This is a genomic window from Trichlorobacter sp. (assembly GCF_034008105.1).
In the GTDB taxonomy this organism is placed as follows: domain Bacteria; phylum Desulfobacterota; class Desulfuromonadia; order Geobacterales; family Pseudopelobacteraceae; genus Trichlorobacter.
Genome location: NZ_JAVEPN010000009.1, coordinates 16,702 through 40,578, shown reverse-complemented (window position 1 = coordinate 40,578; position 23,877 = coordinate 16,702). Strand labels below are relative to the sequence as shown.

Sequence of the window (23,877 nt, the reverse complement as noted above, 5' to 3'; positions counted from 1 at the left end):
TGATGAAATCTATCGTTGCCATTGTAGGCCGCCCTAATGTGGGCAAATCAACCCTCTTCAACCGGATTGTCGGTGAGCGTCGCGCCATTGTGGACGATATGCCCGGTGTGACCCGCGACCGGAACTATGCGGTGGTTGATCGTTATGACAAGCCGTTCATCCTGGTGGACACCGGTGGTTTCGAGCCGGTGACCGAGGACCGGATGTTGCAGCAGATGCGGGAGCAGTCGCTGTTGGCCATGGAAGAGGCCGATGTGATCCTGTTCCTGATGGATGCCAAGCAGGGCCTGACGCCGGCCGACAACGAGGTGGCCGCCATGTTGCGTCGGGTGGACAAGCCGGTGCTGTACGTGGTCAACAAGGTGGATGGCGAGAAGATCGAGAACGAGGCTGCCGAGTTTTACGCCCTGGGGATCGAGGGGATGCACACCATCTCGGCTGCCCACAACCGCGGCGTGCGCGACCTGCTGGATGAAGTTCAGTCCCTGCTGCCGGATGCCGGCGCGGACGGTGAGGATCAGGTCACCTCCATCGCGGTGGTGGGGCGCCCCAATGTGGGCAAGTCATCATTGGTTAACCGTCTGCTGGGGTTCGAGCGGGTGGTGGCCAACCCGACCCCCGGCACCACCCGTGATTCGGTGGATACCTACTTTACCTGCAACAAACAGCGCTACTGCCTGATCGATACCGCCGGCATCCGGCGCAAGGGCAAGACCAGCCAGAAGCTGGAAAAATACAGTGTGGTTGATGCCTTGCGCAGTATTGAACGGGCCGATGTGGCCCTGATTGTGCTGAACGCGGAAGAGGGGATCACCGAGCAGGATAAGCATATCGCCGGTTACGTCTATGAGGCGGGCCGGGCCTGCATCTTTGTGGTCAACAAATGGGATACCCTGGAAAAGGACAACAAGACGGTCGGCAAGTTCGTGGAGCAGATCAAGTACGAGTTCAAGTTTCTGGCCTTTGCGCCGATCGTGTTTGTCTCCGCCATGAGCGGGCAGCGTATTCACAAGGTGATGGAAGAGGTGGCTGTGGTTGCAGAGCAGTATTCCCGAAGGGTTACAACAGCAGAGCTAAACCGGTGCTTTAAGGAGGCGGTGGAGGCTCACCATGCACCGCTGCATCAGGGCAGGCGGGTCAAGTTTTATTTTGCCACTCAGGTGGGGGTCAAGCCGCCCACCTTTGCCATCTTCACCAATCAGCCTGAAGGGATCGGCACCCCTTATGAGCGCTACCTGGGGAACCGCTTCCGGGATGCGTTCGGTTTTCAGGGCACCCCGTTCAGGTTGCTGTTCCGCGGCCGTGAGCGGACCGCCCGCAAGGAGCGATAGCGCTTTACTTGCGGTGGAGTCATGGTTTATGATTCACCCTCTTTTGCTGTTGAAACTAGCTGTCGGGAGAAGGCTGGCTCATGGGCAGTAGCCTGAGTGGAAAACTTGAAGAGCTGGGACTGGACGACATCCTGCAGATCATTACGGTCAGCCGCAGGACCGGCATCCTGACCCTGAAGAGCCGCGGTCGCGAGGCGGTGCTGCAGCTGCGTGACGGCCTGGTGGTGCGGGCAACCTCCACCGGTTTCCAGCAGAGTCTGGGCGAAATGCTGGTGCGCAAAGGGGTTGTTGACGCCAACCTGGTACGGGATGTCCTGGCCCTGCAGCAATACGAAGGTTTTCGGGAACGGATCGGTTCCATTCTGCACCATCGCTATCAGGTTGATCTGCAGGTGATTGAACAGACCGTGCGGGAGCAGATGTCAAACGTGTTGTTGACTCTGTTTGCCTGGCATGAGGGTAGCTACGATTTTGAGCCCTGCGAGGAGATTGAGACCGTTGATGCCGCCTACCTGGACCCGTTGCAGCTGATGCTGGAACAAGGCGGTTCGGTTGAGCAGCTTTCGGCCCAGGGAGAGCGGCTGCAACACGAATTCAGCGCTGCAGAAACAGTTCAGGAACCGCCCGCTGCAGCGGCTGCTGCCGCTGGTGGTGACGATACACGCTGTGCACTGGTGGTGGTGGACGATGACAGCGCCACTGCCCAGGCCATTGCCGGACAATTCCCGGCTGAACTGCTGGAGGTGTTTCCCTTCACCAGCAGCGAGCAGGCCCTGGTTACCATCGACACGTTGTGCCGGAGCGGTCGCCGGCCGATGGTGCTGATCGACCTGATCATGCCCAAAATGGATGGCTCCGGTGTGTTGGGCGGCCTTGAAATCCTGAAGCTGCTGCGCCAGAACTTCCAGGATCTGGTCGTGATCCTGATGACCGATTTCTCCCATGCTGAGGCTGAAGCCGAGGCGGCCGAACTGGGCAGTGTCTGTCTGCTGAAGCCACGCCGCGGTAATGTGGAATCGGATGAGTTTACCGTCTTCATGTCCCAACTCCGCGGGGAACTGCAGAAATGCCGGGAGGCAGCTGCAGCCCGATCAGAAAGGTAGTAGTGTGCGTCCTGCCACGATCCTCATTGTCGACGATTCAGCTGCCATGCGTTCGCTGCTCGTGGCCACCATAGAAACCCTGGGTCCCGTCAAGACCGTGCAGGCCGCCAGCGGTTTTGAGGCGCTGCGAATCCTGCCCCGCGAACAGGTCGACCTGGTGCTGACCGACATCAATATGCCGGATATCAATGGCCTGGAGTTGTTGAGCTATATCCGCACCAATCCCATGTATCAGAACCTGCCGGTGATCATCATCTCAACCGAGGGCAGCCGCAAGGATATCGATCGCGGTCTTTCGCTGGGGGCCAACGAGTATCTGGTTAAACCGTTTATTCCCGCCAAACTGCTGGAGCTTGTACAAAGGTTGCTATGAGTGTCGTCCAGCCGCCAATCACCGATGCAGCACGGGATTTTCTGGCAGAAGCCGAAGAGATCCTTGAGGAATTAGGGGCTCAGTTGGCTGATCTGGCCGACATGGCTGAATCCGGCAGCTGGGACCCTGATCTGCTGAACGCCATTTTTCGCGGTGCCCATTCCCTGAAGGGGGTGGCCGGCATGTTCGGCTTTACGGCCGTGGCCGAGGTTGCCCACAACACGGAAAACCTGCTGGATTGGCTGCGGATGGGCAAGGTGAGTCTTAGTCCGACGGTGGTTGACCTGCTGTTCCGTTCTGCCAGGCTGCTGACCGTACTACTGCGGGCCACCAGTGACGGCACCCTTGACCAGCATCAGGATGAGATAGACGCGCACGCCGCAGCCATCACGGCCAGCCTATCACCGGGTTCCGCTCCCACTGCCAGCTCACTGGAACAGCTGGGCCTGCCGGCCGCCATCACCGGTTCCCTTACCGAGTACGAAGAACACCGGTTGCGTGAGAACCTGGCGCAGGGGCGCTGCCTGTTCGTGCTGCACACATCCTTTGACTTGGGCAGTTTCGACTTGGAGTTGGGCAGCCTGACCGATCTGCTGAAAAAATATGGCGAAGTGGTCAGCACCCTGCCCAGTATCGGCGAAAATAATCAGACCAACATAGATTTCGATCTGTTGCTGGGTACCCAACACAGCGAGCAGGAGCTGCGGCAATTGCTGGAAGGGCGCGTGGTCTCGCTCACCGGTTATGGGGCGCCAGCTGAGTTTAGTGCCCCTGTTGCAGCACCTGTCACCCAAGCCGGGGTTGCCATGCCGGTGACTGACGCAGTTGTCGCTGTTGACGAACAGCCCGGCAGTGTCGGGGCGCCTGCGGCATCGACGCCAGTTGACGAGAACGCAACCGCCAAGAGCATGAGCCGCACCGTGCGGGTCGATATCGGCAAGCTGGACTCGCTGATGAATATCGTTGGTGAACTGGTGCTGGCCCAGTCCTCGATTACGGCCATTGCCAACCGGATGAGGGCGGAAGGGTTCTCCCGTATGGCGGTCGATCTGGGAAAGGCCGCCAAAGGGCTTGAACGGCGGCTGGCCGATCTGCAGAGCGGGGTGATGGATATCCGCATGATCCCGGTGGGTCAGCTCTACGACAAGATGTCCCGTATCGTTCGTAGCATCACCCGCGAGCAGGGCAAAAAGGTCGACCTGAAGCTGTACGGCGCCGATACCGAGCTGGATAAGCTGATTGTCGAGGATATCGCCGATCCGTTGATGCATATCATCCGCAATGCCATTGATCATGGCATAGAATCACCTGAACAGCGCCGCGCTCAGGGTAAGGAGGAACGCGGCACGGTGCGGCTTTCCTCCTACCAGAAGGGCAACCATGTTGTGATCGAGGTGGAGGACGATGGCGGCGGCATCGATATTGAAAAGATCAAGCAGAAGGCCCTGGCCAAGGGACTGGTGCATGATGTCAGCAGCTTGAGTGACCGGGAGGCGCTGGAACTGATCTTTCTGCCCGGCTTTTCAACCGCCGATCAGATCACCGATGTCTCCGGTCGCGGCGTCGGCATGGACGTGGTCCGCAACAACATCGCCGCGGTCTCGGGCATGGTGGATATCGAAACCAGCCTGGGCAAAGGGTCCCGTTTCACCATTGTGCTGCCGATCACCCTGGCGATCATCAAGGCGCTGATTATCACCTGCGCCGGCCGGACCTACGCGCTGCCGATCACCTCGGTGGTGGAATCGCTGCTGCTGGTGCCGGAAGAGATCAGGACCGTGGAGAACAAGGAGGTGATCACGCTGCGCGAGACCACCTTGCCGTTGCTGCGGCTTGATCGTTTTCTGGCGGTGAATCGTATCGATACACCGATCGAACAGTACGTGGTGGTGGTCGGTGCGGCAGAAAAACGACTTGGTCTGGTGGTGGATGATCTGCTGGGGCAGCAGGATATCGTCATCAAACCGTTGGGCGAGGTGTTCCGTTCCATTCGCGGCATCTCCGGCGCAGCTGATCTGGGCGATCAGCGTACCATTTTGGTGCTTGATGCAGGCGGCATCATCACCGAGATGGTTCGTTCAGGGGGCTAGGCGTGTACAAGACCTACTTTGGTCTGCGGGAAAAGCCGTTCGGCAAGACCCCCGATCCCCGTTTTCTGTTCCTGTCGCGGGGGCACGAGGAGGCCTTGGCCCGCCTGGAGTATGCTGTTGAGGAGCGGGAGATCGCCCTGTTGACCGGTGATGTCGGCTGTGGCAAGACCACCCTGTCGCGGGCCCTGATGGACCGTTGTGGGACAGCCTGTCGTTTTGTGCTGATCTTTAACCCTCGCATGGGGGCGTTGGAGTTTCTGCGCACCGTGGCCCACGGACTGGAGATCGAGCAACCGGCTCGCACCAAGGACGATCTGCTGCGGCAGATCACCGGCGTACTCTATGATTTCTACCGGGCTGGTGTCTGTCCGGTGCTGGTGATTGACGAGGCACAGACCATCAATGACCTTGAGGTGTTCGACGAGATCAGGCTGCTGACCAACTATCAGCTGGATCATCATAACCTGCTGGCCGTGCTGATCATGGGACAGCCGGAACTGCGTGAACTGCTGCGTCATCAGTCGCTGGAGCCGTTGCGTCAACGGATTGCGCTGCAGTATCATCTGCAGCCGCTCTCCCTTGAAGAGACCATGGAATATCTGGATTATCGGATCATGGCTGCCGGCGGCAGTGACGGGCTGTTTACCCCCGATGCATTGCAGGCGATCCATGAGCTGTCGGGCGGGGTGCCACGGCGGATTAACGCCATAGCCACCAACGCCCTGCTGGTGGCCTACGGTGCCGATGCAGCCATGGTTGATGCGGCAATAATCAACGAAGTCAGGGATGAAGTAATTCTGTAAAGCGGGTAGCCTAAGTTATGGATTTGGCCAAAATACGCACAAAGGCACGGCAGGAGGGGGCGGCTCAGGCACCAAACGAGCAGGTCGATCAGCAGCCGTCACCGCAGGAAACGGTTGTGCCGCCGGCGCTGGCTGTGCCTGATGACTCACCGGAATCGGCCGACAGTGAACTGGTCATACCGGGCCCTGCGCCGATCCGTAGTATCGCCTCGCCGGTTCGTTTCGATCCCCTGGCCGTGATCCTTGCCGGACGGCAGGCTGATCAGGTACTGGCGGATGTTGAGCCGCAACCGCAGAATCAGGCACAGACGGTGGCCAGCGAGGATGTCTACCAGGAGTTTCTCTGTTTTCTGCTGGGTGATGAGGAGTACGGCGTCAACATCATGGAGATCAAGGAGCTGATCAAACCCCGTGAACTGACGGAAGTGCCCCGTGCGCCCCACTTTGTGGATGGCATCATCTCGCTGCGCGGGATGATCGTGCCGGTGATCGATCTGCGCAAGCGTCTCGGACTTCATTCGCAGCGGCCCACTGCACAGCAGCGGATTGTGATCGTGCGTCAGCGCTCTGGTTTCAGTGGTTTGCGGGTGGATAGCGTGACCGGCGTGGTCCGTATTGCCGACCATCGCCGCGAAGCAGCGCCGGCAGCCCTGGAGGGGATTGATCGGGAGTTTGTGGCCGGTATCGGTCGTGCCGACAACCGGATGGTAATCCTGCTTGATATTCAGAACGTGGCTGATCTGGAGCTTGCCGCCCATGGGAACTGAGATGGATGAGGCCACCGTACAGGAACTGCAGTTGGCCAGTTTCCGGCTGGGTGACAACCACTTTGCCGTCGATATCATGCGGATCAGGGAGATCATGTTGCCGCAACCGCTGGCCGGTATGCCCCGTCCCTCACAGGTGCTGGAGGGGATGATCAACCTGCGGGGCACGGTGATTCCGGTGGTGAATCTGCGTTCTCGCTTCGGGATGGAACCCCGCTTTGGCGGCGCAGGCAAGCTGATGATCATCTCGGTTGCCGGTCGACTGGTGGCCTTGGCAGTGGATGACGTTGAGGAAGTTATTTCCGTGCCGGTGCATGCCATTGTCCCGCCGCCGGAACTTGTGGAAGGGGTCGGGGGTGAGTATCTGGTCGGGGTCTGTCTGGTTAACGCGCTCTTGCACCTGATTCTTGATATTGATACGCTTTTTACCCCGGCTGAACGGCGGGAGTTGGGGCGTGTTGCCGGAGATCTGCACCATGGTCATGACTGAGCGACCGACTGCGCTTGCCATTGAAGACGAGGAGGTTCGCCGTCGCACCGTGCAGGAGCAATTGGGGGTGCCGCTAGAGCGCTGTCGTGAGCTGTTGCGGGCTGCACTGGGCGATGAGAGCTGGCGGGTGCGTAAAGAGGCGGTGGAGGTGCTGGTTGCGGCTCGTCCCGGACGGGAAGAGATTGACGGATTGATTGAGCTGCTACGGCATGAGGATAACGCCGGTCTGCGCAACGCAACTTCGGAACTGCTGGTCAGGCTGGGTAAACGCGCCGTACCGGTCCTGCTCGATCATCTTCAGGATAGCGACCAGGACCTGCGCAAGTTGGTGGTTGATACGCTGGCTGCCATCGGCGAGCGGAGCGCCGTGCCGGCCTTGCTGACAACCCTTGCTGACCCGGATGTCAACGTTGCCGCAGCGGCAGCCGAGGCATTGGGCGCCATCGGTGACCGATCGGCAGTGCCGGCCCTGGTGCAGGCATTGGACCGGCAGCAGCACGATTTCTTCCGTTTTAATGCCTTGTCAGCCCTGGGGCGCATCGCTGTGCCCGGGCCACTGCCGCCGGTGGTGGCCCGTCTGGCCCGACAAGACATGCTGCGGCTGGCAGCCTATGAATGTCTGGGCAAGATCGGTGCTGATACTGCAGCGGCCGATCTGTTGCTGGAAGGTTTGCAAAGCCAGTTGCCCAGTCTGCGGTCAGTGGCAATACGTTCGCTGGCCACAGTGCTGCATAACCTGGAACCGCTGTTTCGGCAGTCGGTGATTGACCACCTCAGGGCGCTTTTTGATCAGGGATTGCTGGAGGCCTTGACCCAGGCTGCTGTCAGCGGTACCGCAGAGGTGGCGGAAGCGGTGGTGGAGCTGTTGGAGGTGCTGGCAGACCCGCGTAGCCTGCCCTTGTTGCTGCAGGCCATGGGCAATGAATGTCTGACTTCGCGTGCCATGGACGCCCTGCAGTCCATCGGCACAGTCGCCATTGCGCCATCAGTTGCCCGTTATGCCTTGGCCGATGAGACGGAGCGGGCTGCCATCTGCACCCTGCTGGGCCGTCTGGGGCGCTTACAAGCGGATGTTGAGCAGACCATCAGCCAGGGGTTGTCCGATGATGCCGCTCTGGTGCGCCGCGCAGCAGCCGTTGCAGCCGGTAGATTGCCCAGCGCAGCGTTACTGTCGGCCGTGACTGGCCTGCTCGATGATGAGGATCCGTCCGTGCGCGACGCAGCGCTGCAGGCCTTGCGCGCCCATGGAGGCTCCAACACTGAGTTGGTCCGTGAGATAGCCGGTCAGATGATCAGTTCGGAGCTGCCTGAGCAGCGGCGGGCGGCAGCCCTGTTGTGCGCCGCCAGCGGTGATTGCGAACAGTTGGCCCTGCTGATCAAGGACGAACACGCAGCGGTTCGGGAGTCAGCCGTTCGTGCTGTTGGCCGTTTGGCTCTGGCTGTGTCCTGCCCCAACCTGGTGATGGCGCTGGTTGATGAGGCCGAAGAGGTACGTATTGCCGCGGCCGAGTCGCTGAGCGGCTGTTGTGGCAAGCACGAGAGTATTGCGCCCTTACGGCTGGCATTACAGGATCCATCATCATGGGTACAGGCCGCTGCGCTGCGCAGCCTGGTGGAGCTGTGCGGCAATGAGGCGCTTTCGGATGCACTAGCTCTGTGGCAGCGTGGGGATGAGGTGGCACAACTGGCCTGTCTGGAGGCCTTTGACCTGCTTGCCGCGCCGGAGGGCTTTGCCCTGATCACGCAGGCCCTTGGCCAGCGTGATGGCGAGGTGCTGAAAGGGGTTATCGAGGTGCTGGCCCGGCACAAGCCGGATTTGCTGCTACCCTGGCTGCATCATATCCTCTGCCATAACGATTGGGATGTGCGGATGAGTGCGGTCCGGGCCTGTGCCAGCCTGCCGCCTCCAGAACGGCACGACCTGTTGCGTATGGCCCTTGATCGTGAGGATCATGATCTGGTCAGGCAGGCATTGCGGCAATTGCTGGACGGCCACTGACCATGCCGGTTGCAGAGCAGGCCATACTGATGCCTGACGAGGAGTTTCGACTGCTCCGTGATCTGGTGTATGCCCACAGCGGTCTGTATTTTGGGGATGATGCCAAATACCTGCTGGAAAAACGGCTGGGGCGCCGCTTGGCCACTCACCAGCTTAAGTCGTATCGTGAGTACTACCAATTTCTGAAGTTCAATCGCAAACGAGAGCAGGAGTTGGAGGAGATCATGGATCTCCTCACCACTAACGAGACCTATTTCTTTCGTGAAGCGTATCAGCTGAACGCCTTTTCTGATGAGATCCTGCCGGAACTTTGCAAGCGCAAGCAGGCAGCCGGCGAACCACGCAGGATCAGGATCTGGAGTGCTGGCTGTTCCAGTGGCGAAGAACCTTACACCATCGCCATGCTGCTGCTGGAACAGCAGTGCCTGCAGGGCTGGCAACTGGAGATTGTCGGCACCGATATCAGCCAACGGGTGCTGCACCAGGCGCGGCGCGGTATCTATGGACGTTCAGCCTTTCGGATGACTGACGACTACTATCTGTTGAAGTACTTTGAGCCGCAGGACGGCTCATTCCGGATTGCCGACCGGGTAAGGCAGCTGGTCACGATCAGCCATCTTAACCTGTTGGACAGCACCCGGATGGCAATGCTGGGCAGTTTTGACCTGATTTTTTGTCGCAACGTGATCATCTATTTTGATCTGGCAGTGAAAAAGCAGGTGATTGCATCGTTTCACGGGGCCTTGCGGGATGGCGGTTTTTTGCTCTTGGGCCACTCGGAGTCGTTGATGAACATCAGTACCCTGTTCACCCTGCGTCACTACAAGAATGACATGGTGTACCAGAAGCCGCTGCTCAGCTCGGCAGGGGGGATGTCATGAAGCCGGTGCGGGTACTGGTGGTGGACGACTCGGCCTACAGCCGTCGCAGTATCACTCGCATGCTGGAAGGGGTGCCGGGCATCGAGGTGGTGGGGTACGCCATCGATGGTGAAGAGGGAATCCGTCAGGTGATCAGCCTCAAGCCGGACCTGGTAACCCTGGATCTGGAAATGCCGCGCATGGACGGGTTTACCTTGCTGCGGATCCTGACTGGCCGTTTTAACCTGCCGGTGATTGTGGTCAGTGCCCTTTCCGATGCGGAGAAGGTCTTTCGGGCTCTTGAATTGGGGGCGGTCGATTTTGTGGCCAAACCGTCCAGTGATGCCAGCACCGATCTGCTGTCCATCACCGAGGATCTGCAGTATAAGGTTCGTCAGGCGGTGACGGCCCGCATCAAGGAGTATCATCGCCTGAGCGATCATGCCGTTTGTGGATCGACGCAGCGAAAAAATGGTCGTAAAGGGCGCTTGGAGCCGCTCGAACTGGTTGCCATCGCTGCCTCTACCGGTGGTCCACCGGCATTACAGGGCATCTTGAGCGCCTTTGAGCGGCCTTATCCCTTTGGTGTGGTGGTGGCTCAGCATATGCCGCCCGGTTTTACCAAGGCCTTTGCCGAGCGGCTGAATCGCAGCTCGGTGTTTGAGGTACGCGAGGCCCAGGACGGCGATCCCGTTGTGGCCGGTCAGGCGCTGGTGGCACCCGGCGGCAGCCACGTGATACTGGAGCAGGATACTGCCATTATTCGTGCCCGGGTCTTGCCCCCTGACCCGAACTACCGTTACAATCCGTCGGCCGACGCCCTGTTCAGCTCCTGTGCGCCGTTGTATGGCGGTCGGATGCTGGCAGTGGTGTTGACCGGCATGGGCAATGACGGCAGTCAGGGCGTGCGGCAGGTAAAACAGCATGGCGGCCAGGTGCTGGCCGAGTCGGAGGAAAGTTCGGTGGTGTATGGCATGCCCCGCGAGGCAGCCGCCACCGGTTGTGTTGACCGGATTGCCGCCTTGGACGACATACCCAGTGCAATCCTGGATTGCGGTCATTTTGAGCATTGAAGAAGCTAGGAACATATATAACCAGAAGGAGTAGCTGATGTCTGCTGAGCTGAAGTACACCCCCAACGAGATCGAAGCCAAATGGCAGCAGTTTTGGGCCGATAAGAAGACCTTTAAGGTCACCGAAGATCCGGCCAAGCCGAAGTATTACCTGCTGGAGATGTTTCCGTACCCTTCCGGCCGGATTCATATGGGCCATGTGCGTAACTACTCGATCGGTGATGTGGTAGGGCGCTTCAAGCGGATGCGTGGCTTCAACGTGCTGCACCCGATGGGCTGGGACGCCTTCGGCATGCCGGCAGAGAACGCCGCCATCAAGAACAACAGCCATCCGGCTGCCTGGACCTACGAGAATATGGCCTACATGCGTGACCAGTTGAAGCAGATGGGCCTGTCCTACGATTGGGACCGGGAACTGGCAACCTGTGATGTATCCTACTATCGTTGGGAGCAGAAGCTGTTCCTGGAGATGTATCAGAAAGGGTTGGCTTACAAGAAACAGTCCTTTGTCAACTGGTGCCCCTCCTGCGAGACCGTGCTGGCCAACGAGCAGGTGGAGGACGGCGCCTGTTGGCGGTGCGACAACGAGGTGCAGCAAAAGGAACTGGAACAGTGGTTCTTCCGGATCACCGACTACGCCCAGGAGCTGCTGGATTTTACCCATAAAATGCCCGGCTGGCCGGAGCGGGTGCTGGTGATGCAGCGCAACTGGATCGGCCGTAGCACCGGTTGTGAGATCGACTTCCCGCTGGAGGGCCGCGAAGGAACTATCCGGGTCTTTACCACCCGTCAGGACACCCTGTTTGGCGCTACCTTCATGTCGCTGGCGCCGGAGCATCCACTGGCGCTGGAACTGACCACGCCGGAGCGGCGGGCCGAGGTAGAGGCCTTTATCGACAAGGTTAAAAAGACCGACCGGATCAAGCGCACTGCCGATGACTTCGAGAAAGAGGGGGTCTTCACCGGCAGCTACTGTGTTAACCCGGCCACTGGCTGCAGGATGCCGGTCTTTTTGGCCAACTTTGTGCTGGTGGAGTATGGCACCGGTGCGGTAATGGCGGTGCCGACCCACGACCAGCGCGATTTTGAATTTGCCAAAAAGTATGACCTGCCGCTGGTGGTGGTGATTCAGCCCCAAGGCGAGACCCTTGATCCGTCCGCCATGGCTGCCGCCTACACTGAGCCAGGTGTGATGACTAATTCCGGTCGTTTCGACGGCAAGCCGAGTGACAGTGCCAAAGAGGAGATCGCCGACTGGCTGGAGCAGGAGGGCAAGGGCAAGAAGACGGTCAATTTCCGCTTGAGGGATTGGGGGGTATCTCGCCAGAGATACTGGGGTAATCCGATTCCGATTATCTACTGCGAGTGCTGCGGCGCCGTGCCGGTACCGGACAAGGATCTGCCGGTGGTGCTGCCCCACGACGTGGCCTTCACCGGCGAAGGTGGCAGCCCGTTGGCCAGGCTGGAGAGCTTCATCAAGGTGGACTGTCCACAGTGCGGCAAGCCGGCCCGCCGCGAAACCGATACCATGGACACCTTTGTGGAATCCTCCTGGTACTTCCTGCGTTACTGCAGCCCCGATTTTGAAGGGGGCATGGTGGACAAGGCCCGCACCGACTACTGGATGTCGGTGGACCAGTATATCGGCGGCATTGAGCATGCTGTGCTGCACCTGCTGTACGCCCGCTTCTTCACCAAGGTGATGCGTGACCTGGGCCATATCTCGGTGGATGAGCCGTTCACCAACCTGCTGACCCAGGGGATGGTGATCAAGGACGGCGCCAAGATGAGCAAATCCAAGGGTAACGTGGTGGACCCCGACGCCCTGATCAAGAAGTACGGCGCTGACACGGCCCGCCTGTTCTCTCTGTTTGCCGCACCGCCGGAAAAGGACCTGGACTGGAACGAGCAGGGTGTCGACGGCTGCTACCGTTTCCTGAACCGGGTCTGGAAGTTGGTACACGAATATCTGTCAGCCACACAGGGGGCAGGGGCCCTGGATGTTAGTGCATTGACCGACGAAGAGCGTACCCTGCGCCGTGCAGTACACAAGACCCTCAAAAAGGTCACTGAAGATATTGACGAGCGCTTCCACTTCAACACCGCCATCGCTGCGGTGATGGAGCTGCTGAACGTGCTGCAGGGGGCCAAGCTGGCCTCGCCCCAATCCGGGGCGGTAATGAAGGAGGCCCTTGATCTGCTGGTGCAGATGCTGGCCCCCTTCGTGCCGCACATCAGCGAGGAGTTGTGGCAGCAGCTGGGGCATACCACCAGCCTGGCAGATACCTCGTGGCCGACCTATGACCCAGCGGCTACGGTGGATGAGGAACTGCTGATCGTGGTGCAGGTCAACGGCAAGCTGCGCTCCCGTTTGTCGGTGGCGGTGGGGATCGATGAAGAGAGGGTTAAGGCGCAAGCCCTGGCCGACGACAAGGTGAAGGTTTTTACCGATGGCCAGCAGATTCGTAAGGTGATCTATGTGCCTGGAAAGTTGGTGAACATTGTTGCCGGCTAAGGGGCTTTACGGTGGCTTGTTGGTGCTGTTGCTGGTTGTTATTCTGACCGGTTGCGGTTATCGGTTTACCGCTGACAGCGGAACACGCTTGCCGTCTGGGCAAAAGGTCTGGGTGGCCTATTTTCAGAACACTACGGTCTATCCTGCCGCATCGGTTGCCTTAAAACGTGCGTTGTTCGATCAGTTTAGCGCCCTGCGAGGCATCGTGCCGGCAGCGACACCAGCCGAGGGCGATCTGCTGGTTGAAGGCACCCTGACCGGCTATGGCGCCGGCAACGCCAGCTATACGGCCACCGATATCGTGAAAGAGTACCGCCTGACCGTCTCGGCTCAGATTACGGTCCGCCGTAAAGGAGACGAGAAGAACGCCAAGCCGCTCTGGAAAGGCTCGGTCTCGGCCTGGCAGGATTATCCGGTGGCAACTACCATTGAGCTGCAGCGCAGTAACGAGGATGCGGCCCTGCTGGCAGCCTCACGTAAGCTTGCCCAGCAGGTGATCTGGAACCTGGAGCAGGGTTACTGATGACCGAGCAGGAGTTGGAAAAACAGCTTGCGACCGGCGCCTTTGCGCCGGTCTATTTTTTGTACGGTGAAGAACCGTTTCTGGCGGAACGGGCCAGTCGTCGCATCATGGAGCGGGCTGTTGACCCGGCCATGAAGGATTTTAACCTGAATATCTATTACGGCAACGACTGCAAAGGTACAGAAATACTCGATACCGCCCAGACTCTGCCGATGTTTGCTGAGCGCCGGGTGGTACTGGTCAAGCGCGCTGAAGGGCTGTCTGCGGCGACCCAGGAAGGGCTTTTGCCTTATCTGGCCAACCCGAGCCCCGAGACCTGTCTGATCTTTGTGGCCGGCAAGCCGGACCTGCGGCGCAAGTTTTTTGCCGAGTTAAAAAAGCAGCCCGGCAGCCTGGAGTTTAAAAAGCTGTACGAGAACAGGCTGGGACCCTTTATCAGTCAGGAGGCCGCCGGACACGGCAAGAAGATCGACAGCGCCGGGGCTGAACTGTTGGCCTTTCTGGTGGGGAGCAACCTGCAGGCATTGTCGTCGCAGGTCGAAAAGGCTGCCCTGTATGTTGGCAACCGTCCGGTGATCACGGTGGATGATGTACGGACCATTGTCAGCCAGAGCAAGGAGTTCAGCGCCTTTGAACTGGCCCGTTTCATTGGTGAGAAAAATCTGGCCAAGGCGTTGGCCACCCTGGAGTCGATGCTGACCAATGGTGAGGAAGCGATCATGATGCTGGGGGCGCTGGCCAGCCATTTTCGCAGGATATGGCGTATTCGGGAGCTGTTGGACCAGAAGCTTGCGCCGGCCGAGATCGGCAAGCAGCTCAAGATCCACCAGTTTTTTCTGGGGGAGCAGCTGGCCCAGGCCAAAAAGTATGCAACCCCTGAACTGGAGTTGTTGTTCGAGCGGCTCTATCGGGCGGACCAGGCGCTCAAGACCGGTGCCGCGGCGGCTACGGTGCTGCAGGGGCTGGTGTTTGATGCCTGTAATGGCAGTCTGTAGCAGCTTTTTGTGAATCGTTAACAAAAAAGCCTCCACTTTCTAGTGGAGGCTTTTTGATGTTCGGTGGTGCCGTGTGACTAGCCGAGGGTGTTGACCAGCTTGGTCAGGCGGGAGACGCTGCGCGAAGCATTCGCCTTATGGATGACCCCTTTGGTGGCGGTCTTGTCGATAACCGGAATGGCTGCCTGCAGGGCCTCTTGGGCTGCAGCCTTGTCCTTCTTCTCAACGGCCTCGCGGACCCGCTTGATGTAGGTCTTCAAGGTTGATTTCTGGTGACGGTTGCGGGCGTTACGCTTTTCGTTCTGCTTGATCCGCTTGATTGCCGACTTGTGATGAGCCACGTGCTACCTCCGAATGATTGCAGCAAAGCATGCTGGTAATTAGTCAAATTGAAGCGAAATTTTTAGCATCCTATTCTGGTACTGTCAAGCAGTATCTGAATGGTTAGGCTGAGATATGGACCCGTCGTCCCTCAACTCTCAGTCGGCCGGCGCAGAACAGTCGCACTGCCTCAGGATAGATACGATGTTCTTCGCCATGAATCCGATCTGAAAGGGTTTCCAGCGTGTCGTCGGCCAGGATCGGCACCACCGCCTGCAGGATGATCGGTCCGGTGTCAGTGCCGGTATCCACAAAATGTACGGTGCAGCCAGTGTAGCGCACGCCATACTCCAGGGCCTGCTGTTGGGCGTCCAGGCCGGGGAAAGCCGGCAGCAGGGCAGGGTGGATGTTCATCATGGCATGGGGAAATGCCTCCACCATCACCGGAGATAAGAGCCGCATGAAGCCGGCCAGTATTACCAGTTGTACCCCGTGTTCTTTGAGCAGGGCCACCAGGGCCTGATCGTAGGCTGCCCGGTTGGGGAACTGTTTATGATCCAGCACCAGGGCCGGGATGTTGTGTTTTTTTGCCCGCTCCAGGGCGTAGGCGTCGGCCTTGTTGCTGATCAGGCAGGCGATCCGGCCGTTGGTGATCCGTCCCGCCTCCAGGGCATCAACGATGGCCTGAAAGTTCGAGCCGTTGCCGGAAACCAAGACCCCGATGGCGATGGGTGTGGTTGTCATCAGAGCAGCTCTACCTGTTCTTCATCCTGACGGCGGGTTTGTACTTCACCCACCAGCCAGGCGGTTTCGCCCAATCCCTGCAGGCGGGCCAGGATGTCATCCACGTCCTGTTCGGCCACAGACAACACCATGCCAATCCCCATGTTGAAGGTGCGGTACATCTCGTACTGATCCACCTTGCCAGCCTCTTGCAGCAGGCTGAAGACCGGCGGACGCTGCCAGCTGTCCAGCTTAAAGCTGGCTTTGCAGAGTTTGGGCAGGATGCGGGGTACGTTATCGGTCAGGCCGCCGCCGGTGATATGGGCGATGCCGTTGATCCGGAAGTCCTTCAGCAGGTTCAGCATGGCCCGCACGTAGATCTTGGTGGGGGTCAGCAGGGTCTCGGCCACCGTGGCCCCCATACCAGGCAGTTGATCGTGGATACCGAGTCCCATCCGGTCGAAGATGATCCGGCGGGCCAGTGAGTAGCCGTTGCTGTGCAGGCCGCTGGAGGCGATGCCGATCAGCTTGTTGCCCACCGTGATTGATGAGCCGTCAATGATCTGGTCCTTTTCCACCACCCCCACGGTAAAGCCGGCCATGTCATACTCGCCATCACTGTAAAAACCGGGCATTTCGGCGGTTTCACCGCCGATCAGGGCACATCCGGCCTGCTTGCAGCCCTCGGCAATGCCGGCCACAATCTGGGCCGCCTTGTCCGGATCGAGGTGCCCGGTGGCCAGGTAGTCCAGGAAAAAGAGCGGCTCGGCCCCTTGGACGATGATGTCGTTAACGCACATCGCCACCAGGTCGATGCCGACCGTGTCATGTTTGTCGGCCAGGAAGGCCAGCTTCAGCTTGGTGCCAACGCCGTCGGTGCCGGAAACCAGTACCGGGTTCTTGTACTTGGCGGTGTTCAGTGAAAAGAGGCCGCCAAAGCCACCAATTTCGGTCATCACTTCCGGGCGGAAGGTGGCCTTGACCAACGGCTTGATCTTCTGCACGAATTGGTTGCCAGCCTCAATGTCGACACCAGCCTCTTTGTAGGTTGCACGGGATTCTGTCACAGCGTGGGCACTCCTTGTCAGATTGAATCTGTTTTCTAGCCAATCGGGGGGTAAAAGTCAATCAACTCGGTAGCAACCCCAATGGTAACGCCAGTTTGACCTTGACAAACCTGTCGCTTTGTCGCTTACTTGAGGCCATGCGTAGCATCACGCCCCATACACCGTTTCTCGTGCGTCAGCTGCTGCCCGCTTTGGTGCTGCTGTTTGCCGTCATGGCGCTGGCTCAGCCAGCCTGTGCCGACATCTATCGTTACGAGGACGAGGAAGGGGTGGTGCATTTTACCGATGCGCCCACCGATAAAAAATTCAAGGTCTTCCTGCGCGACCTGCGTAAGGATCGCCAGCTGCGTACCCGTTTCAGGGTGGCCCAGGGCAATCCGCAGCAGTACGAACAGCTGATTCAGGCCAGTGCTGCCAAGTACGGCGTGAACGCAGCCTTGGTCAAGGCGGTTATTCAGGCGGAGTCAGGCTACAATCCCAATGCCGTTTCCCGCGCAGGAGCCAGCGGCCTGATGCAGTTGATGCCCGGCACCGCCAAGCAGCTCAAAGTGGCGGATGCCTTCAATCCAAAACAGAACGTGGACGGCGGCGTGCGTTACCTCAAGTTTTTGCTGGATACCTTCAAGGGTGATGTGAGCCTCGCCCTGGCGGCCTACAACGCCGGGATGGGCAAGGTGGCCAAGTACGGCGGCATCCCTCCCTACGAAGAGACCCGCACCTACGTCAGTCGCGTACTATCCTACATGGGGTCTTACTGACGTGTCTCAGTACCATCCAATTCTCAACCCTCCCAACATTATTACCCTGTTCAGGATCGCCTGCATTCCGTTGATGGTACTGCTGCTTATGTCGCCATCCCGTGAGACCTGTTTCTGGGCAGCCTGGATCTTTGCGCTGGCGTCGGCCACAGACTGGCTGGATGGACATCTGGCCCGTCGGATGGGTATTGTAACCGTCTTCGGCAAATTTCTTGATCCGATTGCCGATAAACTGATCGTGATGGCCGCCCTGATCATGATCCTGCCCTATGATCGGGTACCGGCCTGGATGGTGTTCGTTGTGCTGGCCCGCGAGATCGTGATCACTGGCCTGCGTAGCATCGCCTCCAGCGAGGGGATTGTGATCCATGCTTCTGACCTGGGCAAGTACAAGACCATCTTTCAGCTGGTGGCCATCATCGGCCTGCTGCTGCATTTTGACTACAACTGGTTCTTTGGCATTGCGCATCCGTTGGTCACGGTCAACATGCACAACGCCGGTATGTTTTTCTTCTGGATCGCCTTTGTCCTGACCGTCTGGTCAGGCCTGGATTACCTGTTCCGCTTCGTGCGGGTCATCTCCCGTTAAGCGTTCAACAGATCCCTGCCTTATCCTTTTTCCCCATGTCACTAGCGTACATCACCCTTGATGATCTGATAGCCCGTTTCGGTCTTGATCCGTCACCATTCGCCCAAGTGGCCAAGCGGTATCCATTTCGCCTGACCAGGTATTATGCCGGGCTGATCAAGGAACCGGGTGATCCGATCTGGCGTCAGTGTGTGCCTGACCCGGCTGAACTGGTGGATGACGAACAGCTACCGGACCCGTTGGACGAAGAACGCCTGAGTCCGGTGCCCGGACTGATCCATCGGTATCCCGATCGGGCGGTGCTGCTGGTCTCCAATCGCTGCGCCGTCTACTGCCGGTTCTGCATGCGGAAACGGCAGGTGGGTTGCGGCGCAACATCCCTGGATGTTGATCGGGCCATTGACTACATCGCTGCAACGCCACAGCTGCGCGACGTGGTGCTGTCCGGCGGCGACCCGCTGTTGCTGCCACTTGAGGCCTTGCATGATCTGTTGGGACGGTTACGGGCGATCCCTCACTTGGATATCATCCGCATCGGCAGCCGAGCACCGGTCACGGCGCCGGGCCTGATCACGCCTGAGCTGTGCCGGATGCTGGCCAGCCATCAACCGCTCTACTTTAACACCCACTTCAATCATCCCCGTGAGCTGACCACTGCGGCTGCTCGGGCCTGTGCCCTGCTGGCCGAGGCCGGTATTCCGTTGGGTAACCAGACGGTGCTGCTGAAAGGGATTAATGATCAGCAGTTTGTTTTGCATGAACTTTTCAGCGGACTGCTGCGACTGCGGGTGCGCCCCTATTACCTGCACCAGATGGATCTGGTGCAGGGCACGGCCCATTTTCGTACCCCGTTGCGTCATGGGATGCAGTTGATGGCTGGCCTACGGGGACAGGTCAGCGGCATGGCGATCCCCCATTATGTGGTTGATCTGCCGGGGGGGCAAGGCAAGGTGCCGCTGCAGGCTGAAGCGGCCCAGGCTACTGCTGAAGGCTGGTTGCTCCGTAACCTGTCAGGTGATCAGGTTATGTATCGGGATCCTCACTAGAGTTCATAGCCGTTTGCGCATTTCCAGTACATTGCCGCCCGGTATGCGTCGATAGACCACCGAATCCATCAGGGTGCGGATAATGTAAATGCCGCGCCCGCCGGTCTCCAAAAGCTCTTCTCCCTCAAAACCTGGATCCTGGATGCTGTTCAGGTCAAAGCCTTGCCCCTGATCAAAGACCTGGAGCAGCAGCTCGTTGTCGCCGATGGTGATCCGGATGTCCACCTCTTTGTCCGGGTCGCCGGCGTTGGCATGCCGGATGGCGTTGACCATCGCTTCGGTCAGTACCACGTTCAGTTGATTGGCCAGATCTTCCCGGTCGCCTTTAAAGCCCTGCAACTGGAGGGCAAGGTCTTCACCGATCCTGCCGATCAGACTTAAATAACGGGTCTGGTTGGGCACCTTGATCTGTATGTCGATTTCGTTCTTCATGGGCTGGTATCCCGTGTGTGCCGCTGAGAGATCTGTCAGAAAGAGGCCAGGGCATCATCCATGGTGGTGTAGATGTCGAATACGCGGTGCAGCCGGGTTAACTCAAACATCGATTTGACCTGGCTCTGCACGCCGGACAGTTTCAATTCTGCCTGGCGGGCCGAGGCGTTTTTGAATCCGGAAACCAGGGCTCCCAGGCCGGAGCTGTCGATGAAACGGACCTCTTTCAGATCCACCACGATCCCCTTCTTGCCTGATTCAAACAGGTTGGCCAGCTCCAGCTTCAGTTCATCAGCGTTATGGGCATCCAGCCGCTCCTCTTTTACCTGCACCAGCACCACGTTTCCCTGTTCTTCGCGTTTGATGTTCATGTCCCACTCCTTTCATCAGGTCAGTATCTTCAAGACCACCATTGAGATGTCATCCTGCTGGGTTTGCTCACCACTGAACTGCTGTGCCTGTTCGTAGAACGAATCGGCGATCTCTCCTGCCGACAGGTTACCGATCGCGGCCAGATGTTGACAGATCCGCTCGGTGCCGTACAGCTCTCCCGACGGGGTCATGGCCTCAGGGATGCCGTCGGTATGGAAAAAGATCAGGTCGCCTGAACGCAGCAAAATGGCCTGTTCTTCAAAAACCACTTCCTGTTTGACGCCAAGAATCAGCCCCTCGGCGTCCAGTTCTTGGCAGGCTGATTCGCCAGGGCGATAGACCATCGGTCGGTTGTGTCCGGCGTTGGCATAGGAAAGCCGACCGGTAGCCGCGTTGTAGCGGGCATAGAACATGGTGATAAACAGTTCTGAACGGGACAGGTCATCGTACAGTTGGTGGTTGAGAAGGTTCAAGATTACGCTGGGGCTGGTGGCGCGGCTTACCTGGGCACGCAGCAGGGTGCGCACCTCAGCCATGATCAGGGCCGCCCCGACGCTGTGGCCAGAGACATCGGCGATCACCAGGTCGATGGTATGGTCGTCCCGTTTGAAGAAATCATAGTAATCGCCCCCGACGTGGGCGGCCGGGATACAGCGGCCGGCCAGTTCAATGCCGAAGATGTCGGGGGGCTCTTCGGGCAGCAGCGACAACTGGATCTGCTGGGCGATCTCCATGTCCCGCATCAGGCGGGCCTTATCCAGCTGGGCCTGCTGCATCTTGCGGCGGGCTACCTCCCGGGCCTCCATCTCACCCATCAAGCGTGCAGCCTGGGCCAGCTGCCCGGTAAGACTATTCAGCAGGCCGATAAATTCTTCGGTGAACAGGCCGACGATGCTTTTGGAATAGACCGACAGGACTCCCAGGCATTCTTCTCCCTCGCGAAAGATCGGAACGTGGGCGAAGGAGACGAAGCCTTCCTCCCGGGTCCGCTGCATCTCAAGGATACCTTCCAATAACGTGATGTCGTTTACCAGGTGGGCCCGTTGGTCGATCATCGCCATTTTGAAATAGGGTTCACTTTCCTGATACCAGTGGTCAGGGGTGATCGGCCGGCGGTTGCTGCCTTGGTAACTGATCACCTCAAGAGGAAAATCACTGTTTTTCCGTAACTGGATCAGGCCAACATCGAGCTTGAATTCCTTGATCAGCAGCTGCAGCAGATCGTCGCAGATGGTCTGCAGTTCAAGGGTGCGGTTCATGATCTCCGAGGCCTTGAGCCGAACAAAGAGCGCTTCACGGCTTTGATCCAGTGAGGTGCGTACCGTGCTGAAGATGTCATAGACCGATTCCATCCGGCTGCCCATGTCGGAGAGATAGCTGTCAACAATGGCGCCTGCCGCGGCGGCGCCCACGGAGCCAGCCAGGGTCCGTTCCACAAACCGTTTCAGGCCGGGCAACTCAAACTCTTCAACCGCATCCTGCGCCGAGAGATTTCGGTCGCGCAGGTAGGCCGTCATGATACGGCGGGCCTCATCCTGGCCGATGAATTTACCGAGCAACGCCGTGAACTGGGGGATCGTGACCGGCTTGGAGAGTCGTTTTGCGGCGGCACGGTATTCTTTGGCCTCCTGCTCAAAGCTGCCGATGAAGCGGTGTACCTGTTCCTTTTCCAGCTCTGACTGCGGCAGCATCAGTGAGCAGATCAGATAGGCGCCAATGTTGAACAGCATGCTCCAGAACAGGGAGTGACTCCACATATCCATGCCGACCAGACCGAACAGGGCGGTCGGCTTAAGCAGGGCGATACTAAAGGGGCCTGCAGCCAACAGTGCCGGGAGTTCCGGTGCGGCCAACAGTGATGGAAGCAGCAGGGTATAGCCCCAGAGGATAAAGCCGAGTCCCATGCCGCAGATGGCGCCGGTTTTGTTGCCGCGTTTCCAGTAGAGCCCTCCCAAAAGGGCCGGCAGGAACTGCATGGCTGCGGAAAACGAGATCAGCCCCATGTTGACCAGCATATAGGTATCCCCCACCAACAGGTAGTAGAGGAACCCCATAAAGACCACCAGGCAGATACCGAACCGTTTGAGATTGATCAGCAGGATCGGAAACCACTGTTTGGGGGTGATTCGCACGATGATCGGCATGAACAGATGGTTGAGCAGCATGGTGGAGATGGTAACCGACTCGACCATCACCATGCCGGCTGCTGCCGACAGGCCACCCAGGAAGGCCAACATGGCGATAGCGCTGTTGTTGCTCATCAGCGGCAGGCTGATCATGAAATAATCGGCGCCGGCTGGGCTGCCGGTCATCAGAATCCCACCCAGGGCGATCGGCATGATAAAGAGATTGATCAGGAACAGGTAGGCAGGAAAGAGCCACATGGCGGTTTTTACATGGCGCCGATCTGCGTTTTCCACCACCATCACATGGAACTGTCGTGGCAGCAGCATGATGGCCCCCATCGACATGATCAGCATGGTGGACGACGGGATGGAACCATTGACCTGCTGGGTCTCAAGGGTCATTAACCGGTCGAACTGTTGTGGAAAGCGGCCCTGAAATTGCTGAAAAATGTCTCCAAAACCGTCAAAGATTCCCCAGGTAATGAAGAGGCCAACCCCCACCAGGCTGACCAGTTTGACCAGTGATTCAAAGGCAACGGCTGCGATCAGCCCTTCGTGACGCTCGGTGGAGGAGAGGCGTCGGGCGCCGAAGATCATGCCGAACAGTGCCAGAATCAGCGCCAGGATCATGCCGGTCGGCAGCGTGACTGACTCAACCGACCCGGGCAGGTCGATGATGGTCTGGCTAGCCACACCGCTTACCAGTGAGAAGGAGGCTGTAACCGCTTTAATTTGCAGGGCGATGTAGGGCATGATGCCCAGGGTGGCAATCAGGGTGACCAAGGTGCCCAGCAGTTGTGATTTGCCATACCGCAGGCTGATGAAGTCGGCAATTGATGAAACGTTGGATTCCTTGCTGATTCTGATGATCCGTTCCAGCAGGAAATGCCAGGAAAAGGCGGTCAGGGTTGGCCCCAGATAGATCATCAGGAAATCGATGCCGCTGGTGGCTGCCTTGCCGACGCTGCCGTAAAAGGTCCAGGAGGTGCAGTAAATCGCGATCGAGAGCGAGTAGACCAGGGGATTGTTGACCAGGCTTTTGCCCGCATCGCGGCGTTTGCCGGCAAACCAGGCGACCAGAAACAGCAGTCCGGTGTAGGCAACGGCGATTACCGCCACATGGATCAGGTTCAGTTTCACCGTGCAGGGGGCTCTTCGCCTGAGGGCTGCTCAGACTCGATGGTTTGGGTGAAGAGATAGACCACACCGATGGATATGGCCCAGCCCAGGGTGAAGTAGAGGAACAGGAGTGGAAAGCCGAAAAGAGCGGTTGCCCGGTTGAAGATCTTCAAGAATGGGAAGTTGATCATCACATTTCCCAATACAAAGAAGATGAACCAGGATTCCCGCAGTTGCAGGCGTTTCAGGAGGCGATTTCGGGTGGAGCGCCAGATCATGGAAGCCTCGTGACTGATGTCGGTGGAGCGGGCGGGCTCAGTGGTGCTACCGGACACAGATGGAGGCAATACTACCATTGAAGCAGAGCCGGCGCAAGCCGCCAGCCGGCAGGTGGATTCGTTT

At 58.7% G+C, this 23,877-nt stretch carries 23 protein-coding genes; 16 read left to right on the top strand and 7 right to left on the bottom strand.

What is annotated here, in order from left to right; translation table 11 throughout:
- Nucleotides 1-2: 2 nt before the first annotated feature.
- The 13 genes from der to holA all read left to right on the top strand — a co-directional run bounded on the left by der (nt 3) and on the right by holA (nt 14,922).
- Nucleotides 3-1,331, top strand: a complete 1,329-nt coding sequence (gene der, locus RBQ93_RS06880) for a ribosome biogenesis GTPase Der (RefSeq protein WP_320371366.1) — start codon at nt 3-5, stop codon at nt 1,329-1,331.
- Between the two features lie 80 nt (nt 1,332-1,411).
- Nucleotides 1,412-2,434 (top strand): response regulator, encoded by a 1,023-nt coding sequence (locus tag RBQ93_RS06875; protein ID WP_320371365.1) that lies wholly within the window; start codon nt 1,412-1,414, stop codon nt 2,432-2,434.
- A gap of 4 nt (nt 2,435-2,438) precedes the next feature.
- Nucleotides 2,439-2,807 (top strand): response regulator, encoded by a 369-nt coding sequence (locus RBQ93_RS06870; protein WP_320371363.1) that lies wholly within the window; start codon nt 2,439-2,441, stop codon nt 2,805-2,807.
- Nucleotides 2,804-4,897: a chemotaxis protein CheA gene (locus RBQ93_RS06865; RefSeq protein ID WP_320371362.1), complete on the top strand. Its 2,094-nt coding sequence runs from the start codon at nt 2,804-2,806 to the stop codon at nt 4,895-4,897. Before RBQ93_RS06870 ends, RBQ93_RS06865 begins: the two co-directional genes overlap by 4 nt.
- Nucleotides 4,898-4,899: 2 nt before the next feature.
- On the top strand, nt 4,900-5,700 hold the full coding sequence (locus RBQ93_RS06860; protein WP_320371360.1) for an ExeA family protein: 801 nt from the start codon (nt 4,900-4,902) through the stop codon (nt 5,698-5,700).
- A 17-nt stretch (nt 5,701-5,717) separates the two neighbouring features.
- Nucleotides 5,718-6,467: a chemotaxis protein CheW gene (locus RBQ93_RS06855; RefSeq protein ID WP_320371359.1), complete on the top strand. Its 750-nt coding sequence runs from the start codon at nt 5,718-5,720 to the stop codon at nt 6,465-6,467.
- The gene (locus RBQ93_RS06850; RefSeq protein WP_320371358.1) at nt 6,457-6,957 is read left to right on the top strand and encodes a chemotaxis protein CheW; all 501 of its coding nucleotides are present in this window, start codon (nt 6,457-6,459) and stop codon (nt 6,955-6,957) included. The genes RBQ93_RS06855 and RBQ93_RS06850 overlap by 11 nt, the downstream gene beginning before the upstream one ends.
- Entirely contained in the window at nt 6,923-8,956 is a 2,034-nt protein-coding gene (locus tag RBQ93_RS06845) for a HEAT repeat domain-containing protein (RefSeq protein ID WP_320371357.1), read from the top strand. The genes RBQ93_RS06850 and RBQ93_RS06845 overlap by 35 nt, the downstream gene beginning before the upstream one ends.
- A gap of 2 nt (nt 8,957-8,958) precedes the next feature.
- Entirely contained in the window at nt 8,959-9,837 is an 879-nt protein-coding gene (locus RBQ93_RS06840; protein ID WP_320371356.1) for a protein-glutamate O-methyltransferase CheR, read from the top strand.
- On the top strand, nt 9,834-10,889 hold the full coding sequence (locus RBQ93_RS06835) for a chemotaxis response regulator protein-glutamate methylesterase (protein ID WP_320371354.1): 1,056 nt from the start codon (nt 9,834-9,836) through the stop codon (nt 10,887-10,889). The genes RBQ93_RS06840 and RBQ93_RS06835 overlap by 4 nt, the downstream gene beginning before the upstream one ends.
- A gap of 37 nt (nt 10,890-10,926) precedes the next feature.
- The gene (leuS, locus tag RBQ93_RS06830; protein WP_320371353.1) at nt 10,927-13,404 is read left to right on the top strand and encodes a leucine--tRNA ligase; all 2,478 of its coding nucleotides are present in this window, start codon (nt 10,927-10,929) and stop codon (nt 13,402-13,404) included.
- 88 nt (nt 13,405-13,492) lie between these two features.
- On the top strand, nt 13,493-13,927 hold the full coding sequence (locus RBQ93_RS06825; protein ID WP_320371352.1) for an LptE family protein: 435 nt from the start codon (nt 13,493-13,495) through the stop codon (nt 13,925-13,927).
- Nucleotides 13,927-14,922, top strand: coding sequence for a DNA polymerase III subunit delta (gene holA, locus RBQ93_RS06820; RefSeq protein WP_320371350.1), 996 nt, complete (start codon nt 13,927-13,929; stop codon nt 14,920-14,922). Before RBQ93_RS06825 ends, holA begins: the two co-directional genes overlap by 1 nt.
- Before the next feature lie 77 nt (nt 14,923-14,999).
- Here the strand turns inward: holA and rpsT are convergent, their stop codons facing one another.
- The 3 genes from rpsT to purM all read right to left on the bottom strand — a co-directional run bounded on the left by rpsT (nt 15,000) and on the right by purM (nt 17,033).
- A complete protein-coding gene (gene rpsT, locus RBQ93_RS06815; RefSeq protein WP_320371349.1) occupies nt 15,000-15,263 on the bottom strand; it encodes a 30S ribosomal protein S20 in 264 nt (87 codons plus the stop codon).
- Nucleotides 15,264-15,366: 103 nt separating this feature from the next.
- A complete protein-coding gene (gene purN, locus RBQ93_RS06810; RefSeq protein WP_320371347.1) occupies nt 15,367-15,987 on the bottom strand; it encodes a phosphoribosylglycinamide formyltransferase in 621 nt (206 codons plus the stop codon).
- Entirely contained in the window at nt 15,987-17,033 is a 1,047-nt protein-coding gene (purM, locus tag RBQ93_RS06805; protein WP_320371345.1) for a phosphoribosylformylglycinamidine cyclo-ligase, read from the bottom strand. The genes purN and purM overlap by 1 nt, the downstream gene beginning before the upstream one ends.
- A gap of 212 nt (nt 17,034-17,245) precedes the next feature.
- Here purM and RBQ93_RS06800 point away from each other — a divergent pair, with 212 nt between their 5' ends.
- From RBQ93_RS06800 to RBQ93_RS06790, 3 genes are read left to right on the top strand one after another with little or no spacing between them, the layout of a single operon-like run.
- Nucleotides 17,246-17,791, top strand: a complete 546-nt coding sequence (locus tag RBQ93_RS06800; RefSeq protein WP_320371460.1) for a lytic transglycosylase domain-containing protein — start codon at nt 17,246-17,248, stop codon at nt 17,789-17,791.
- A gap of 1 nt (nt 17,792) precedes the next feature.
- Nucleotides 17,793-18,380: a CDP-diacylglycerol--glycerol-3-phosphate 3-phosphatidyltransferase gene (gene pgsA / locus RBQ93_RS06795; RefSeq protein ID WP_320371344.1), complete on the top strand. Its 588-nt coding sequence runs from the start codon at nt 17,793-17,795 to the stop codon at nt 18,378-18,380.
- A gap of 35 nt (nt 18,381-18,415) precedes the next feature.
- Nucleotides 18,416-19,426, top strand: coding sequence for a KamA family radical SAM protein (locus RBQ93_RS06790; RefSeq protein ID WP_320371343.1), 1,011 nt, complete (start codon nt 18,416-18,418; stop codon nt 19,424-19,426).
- 3 nt (nt 19,427-19,429) lie between these two features.
- Here RBQ93_RS06790 and RBQ93_RS06785 read toward each other — a convergent pair whose 3' ends face one another.
- Genes RBQ93_RS06785 through RBQ93_RS06770 form a run of 4 tightly spaced genes read right to left on the bottom strand, consistent with a single transcriptional unit; the run spans nt 19,430 to nt 23,753 of the window.
- A complete protein-coding gene (locus RBQ93_RS06785; protein WP_320371342.1) occupies nt 19,430-19,858 on the bottom strand; it encodes an ATP-binding protein in 429 nt (142 codons plus the stop codon).
- 35 nt (nt 19,859-19,893) lie between these two features.
- On the bottom strand, nt 19,894-20,229 hold the full coding sequence (locus RBQ93_RS06780; RefSeq protein WP_320371341.1) for an STAS domain-containing protein: 336 nt from the start codon (nt 20,227-20,229) through the stop codon (nt 19,894-19,896).
- A 15-nt stretch (nt 20,230-20,244) separates the two neighbouring features.
- Complete coding sequence (locus tag RBQ93_RS06775) at nt 20,245-23,496, bottom strand: SpoIIE family protein phosphatase (protein ID WP_320371340.1); 3,252 nt, start codon at nt 23,494-23,496, stop codon at nt 20,245-20,247.
- On the bottom strand, nt 23,493-23,753 hold the full coding sequence (locus RBQ93_RS06770) for a hypothetical protein (protein ID WP_320371339.1): 261 nt from the start codon (nt 23,751-23,753) through the stop codon (nt 23,493-23,495). Before RBQ93_RS06770 ends, RBQ93_RS06775 begins: the two co-directional genes overlap by 4 nt.
- Between the last annotated feature and the right edge of the window lie 124 nt (nt 23,754-23,877).

What these genes read in the sequence shown, in the direction of transcription:
- der (WP_320371366.1), top strand. Translation starts at nt 3, where the DNA reads ATGAAATCTATCGTTGCCATTGTAGGCCGCCCTAATGTGGGCAAATCA.
- RBQ93_RS06875 (WP_320371365.1), top strand. Translation starts at nt 1,412, where the DNA reads ATGGGCAGTAGCCTGAGTGGAAAACTTGAAGAGCTGGGACTGGACGAC.
- RBQ93_RS06865 (WP_320371362.1), top strand. Translation starts at nt 2,804, where the DNA reads ATGAGTGTCGTCCAGCCGCCAATCACCGATGCAGCACGGGATTTTCTG.
- RBQ93_RS06855 (WP_320371359.1), top strand. Translation starts at nt 5,718, where the DNA reads ATGGATTTGGCCAAAATACGCACAAAGGCACGGCAGGAGGGGGCGGCT.
- RBQ93_RS06850 (WP_320371358.1), top strand. Translation starts at nt 6,457, where the DNA reads ATGGGAACTGAGATGGATGAGGCCACCGTACAGGAACTGCAGTTGGCC.
- RBQ93_RS06840 (WP_320371356.1), top strand. Translation starts at nt 8,959, where the DNA reads ATGCCGGTTGCAGAGCAGGCCATACTGATGCCTGACGAGGAGTTTCGA.
- RBQ93_RS06835 (WP_320371354.1), top strand. Translation starts at nt 9,834, where the DNA reads ATGAAGCCGGTGCGGGTACTGGTGGTGGACGACTCGGCCTACAGCCGT.
- leuS (WP_320371353.1), top strand. Translation starts at nt 10,927, where the DNA reads ATGTCTGCTGAGCTGAAGTACACCCCCAACGAGATCGAAGCCAAATGG.
- holA (WP_320371350.1), top strand. Translation starts at nt 13,927, where the DNA reads ATGACCGAGCAGGAGTTGGAAAAACAGCTTGCGACCGGCGCCTTTGCG.
- purN (WP_320371347.1), bottom strand. Translation starts at nt 15,987, where the DNA reads ATGACAACCACACCCATCGCCATCGGGGTCTTGGTTTCCGGCAACGGC.
- RBQ93_RS06800 (WP_320371460.1), top strand. Translation starts at nt 17,246, where the DNA reads ATGGCGCTGGCTCAGCCAGCCTGTGCCGACATCTATCGTTACGAGGAC.
- RBQ93_RS06790 (WP_320371343.1), top strand. Translation starts at nt 18,416, where the DNA reads ATGTCACTAGCGTACATCACCCTTGATGATCTGATAGCCCGTTTCGGT.
- RBQ93_RS06785 (WP_320371342.1), bottom strand. Translation starts at nt 19,858, where the DNA reads ATGAAGAACGAAATCGACATACAGATCAAGGTGCCCAACCAGACCCGT.
- RBQ93_RS06780 (WP_320371341.1), bottom strand. Translation starts at nt 20,229, where the DNA reads ATGAACATCAAACGCGAAGAACAGGGAAACGTGGTGCTGGTGCAGGTA.
- RBQ93_RS06770 (WP_320371339.1), bottom strand. Translation starts at nt 23,753, where the DNA reads ATGATCTGGCGCTCCACCCGAAATCGCCTCCTGAAACGCCTGCAACTG.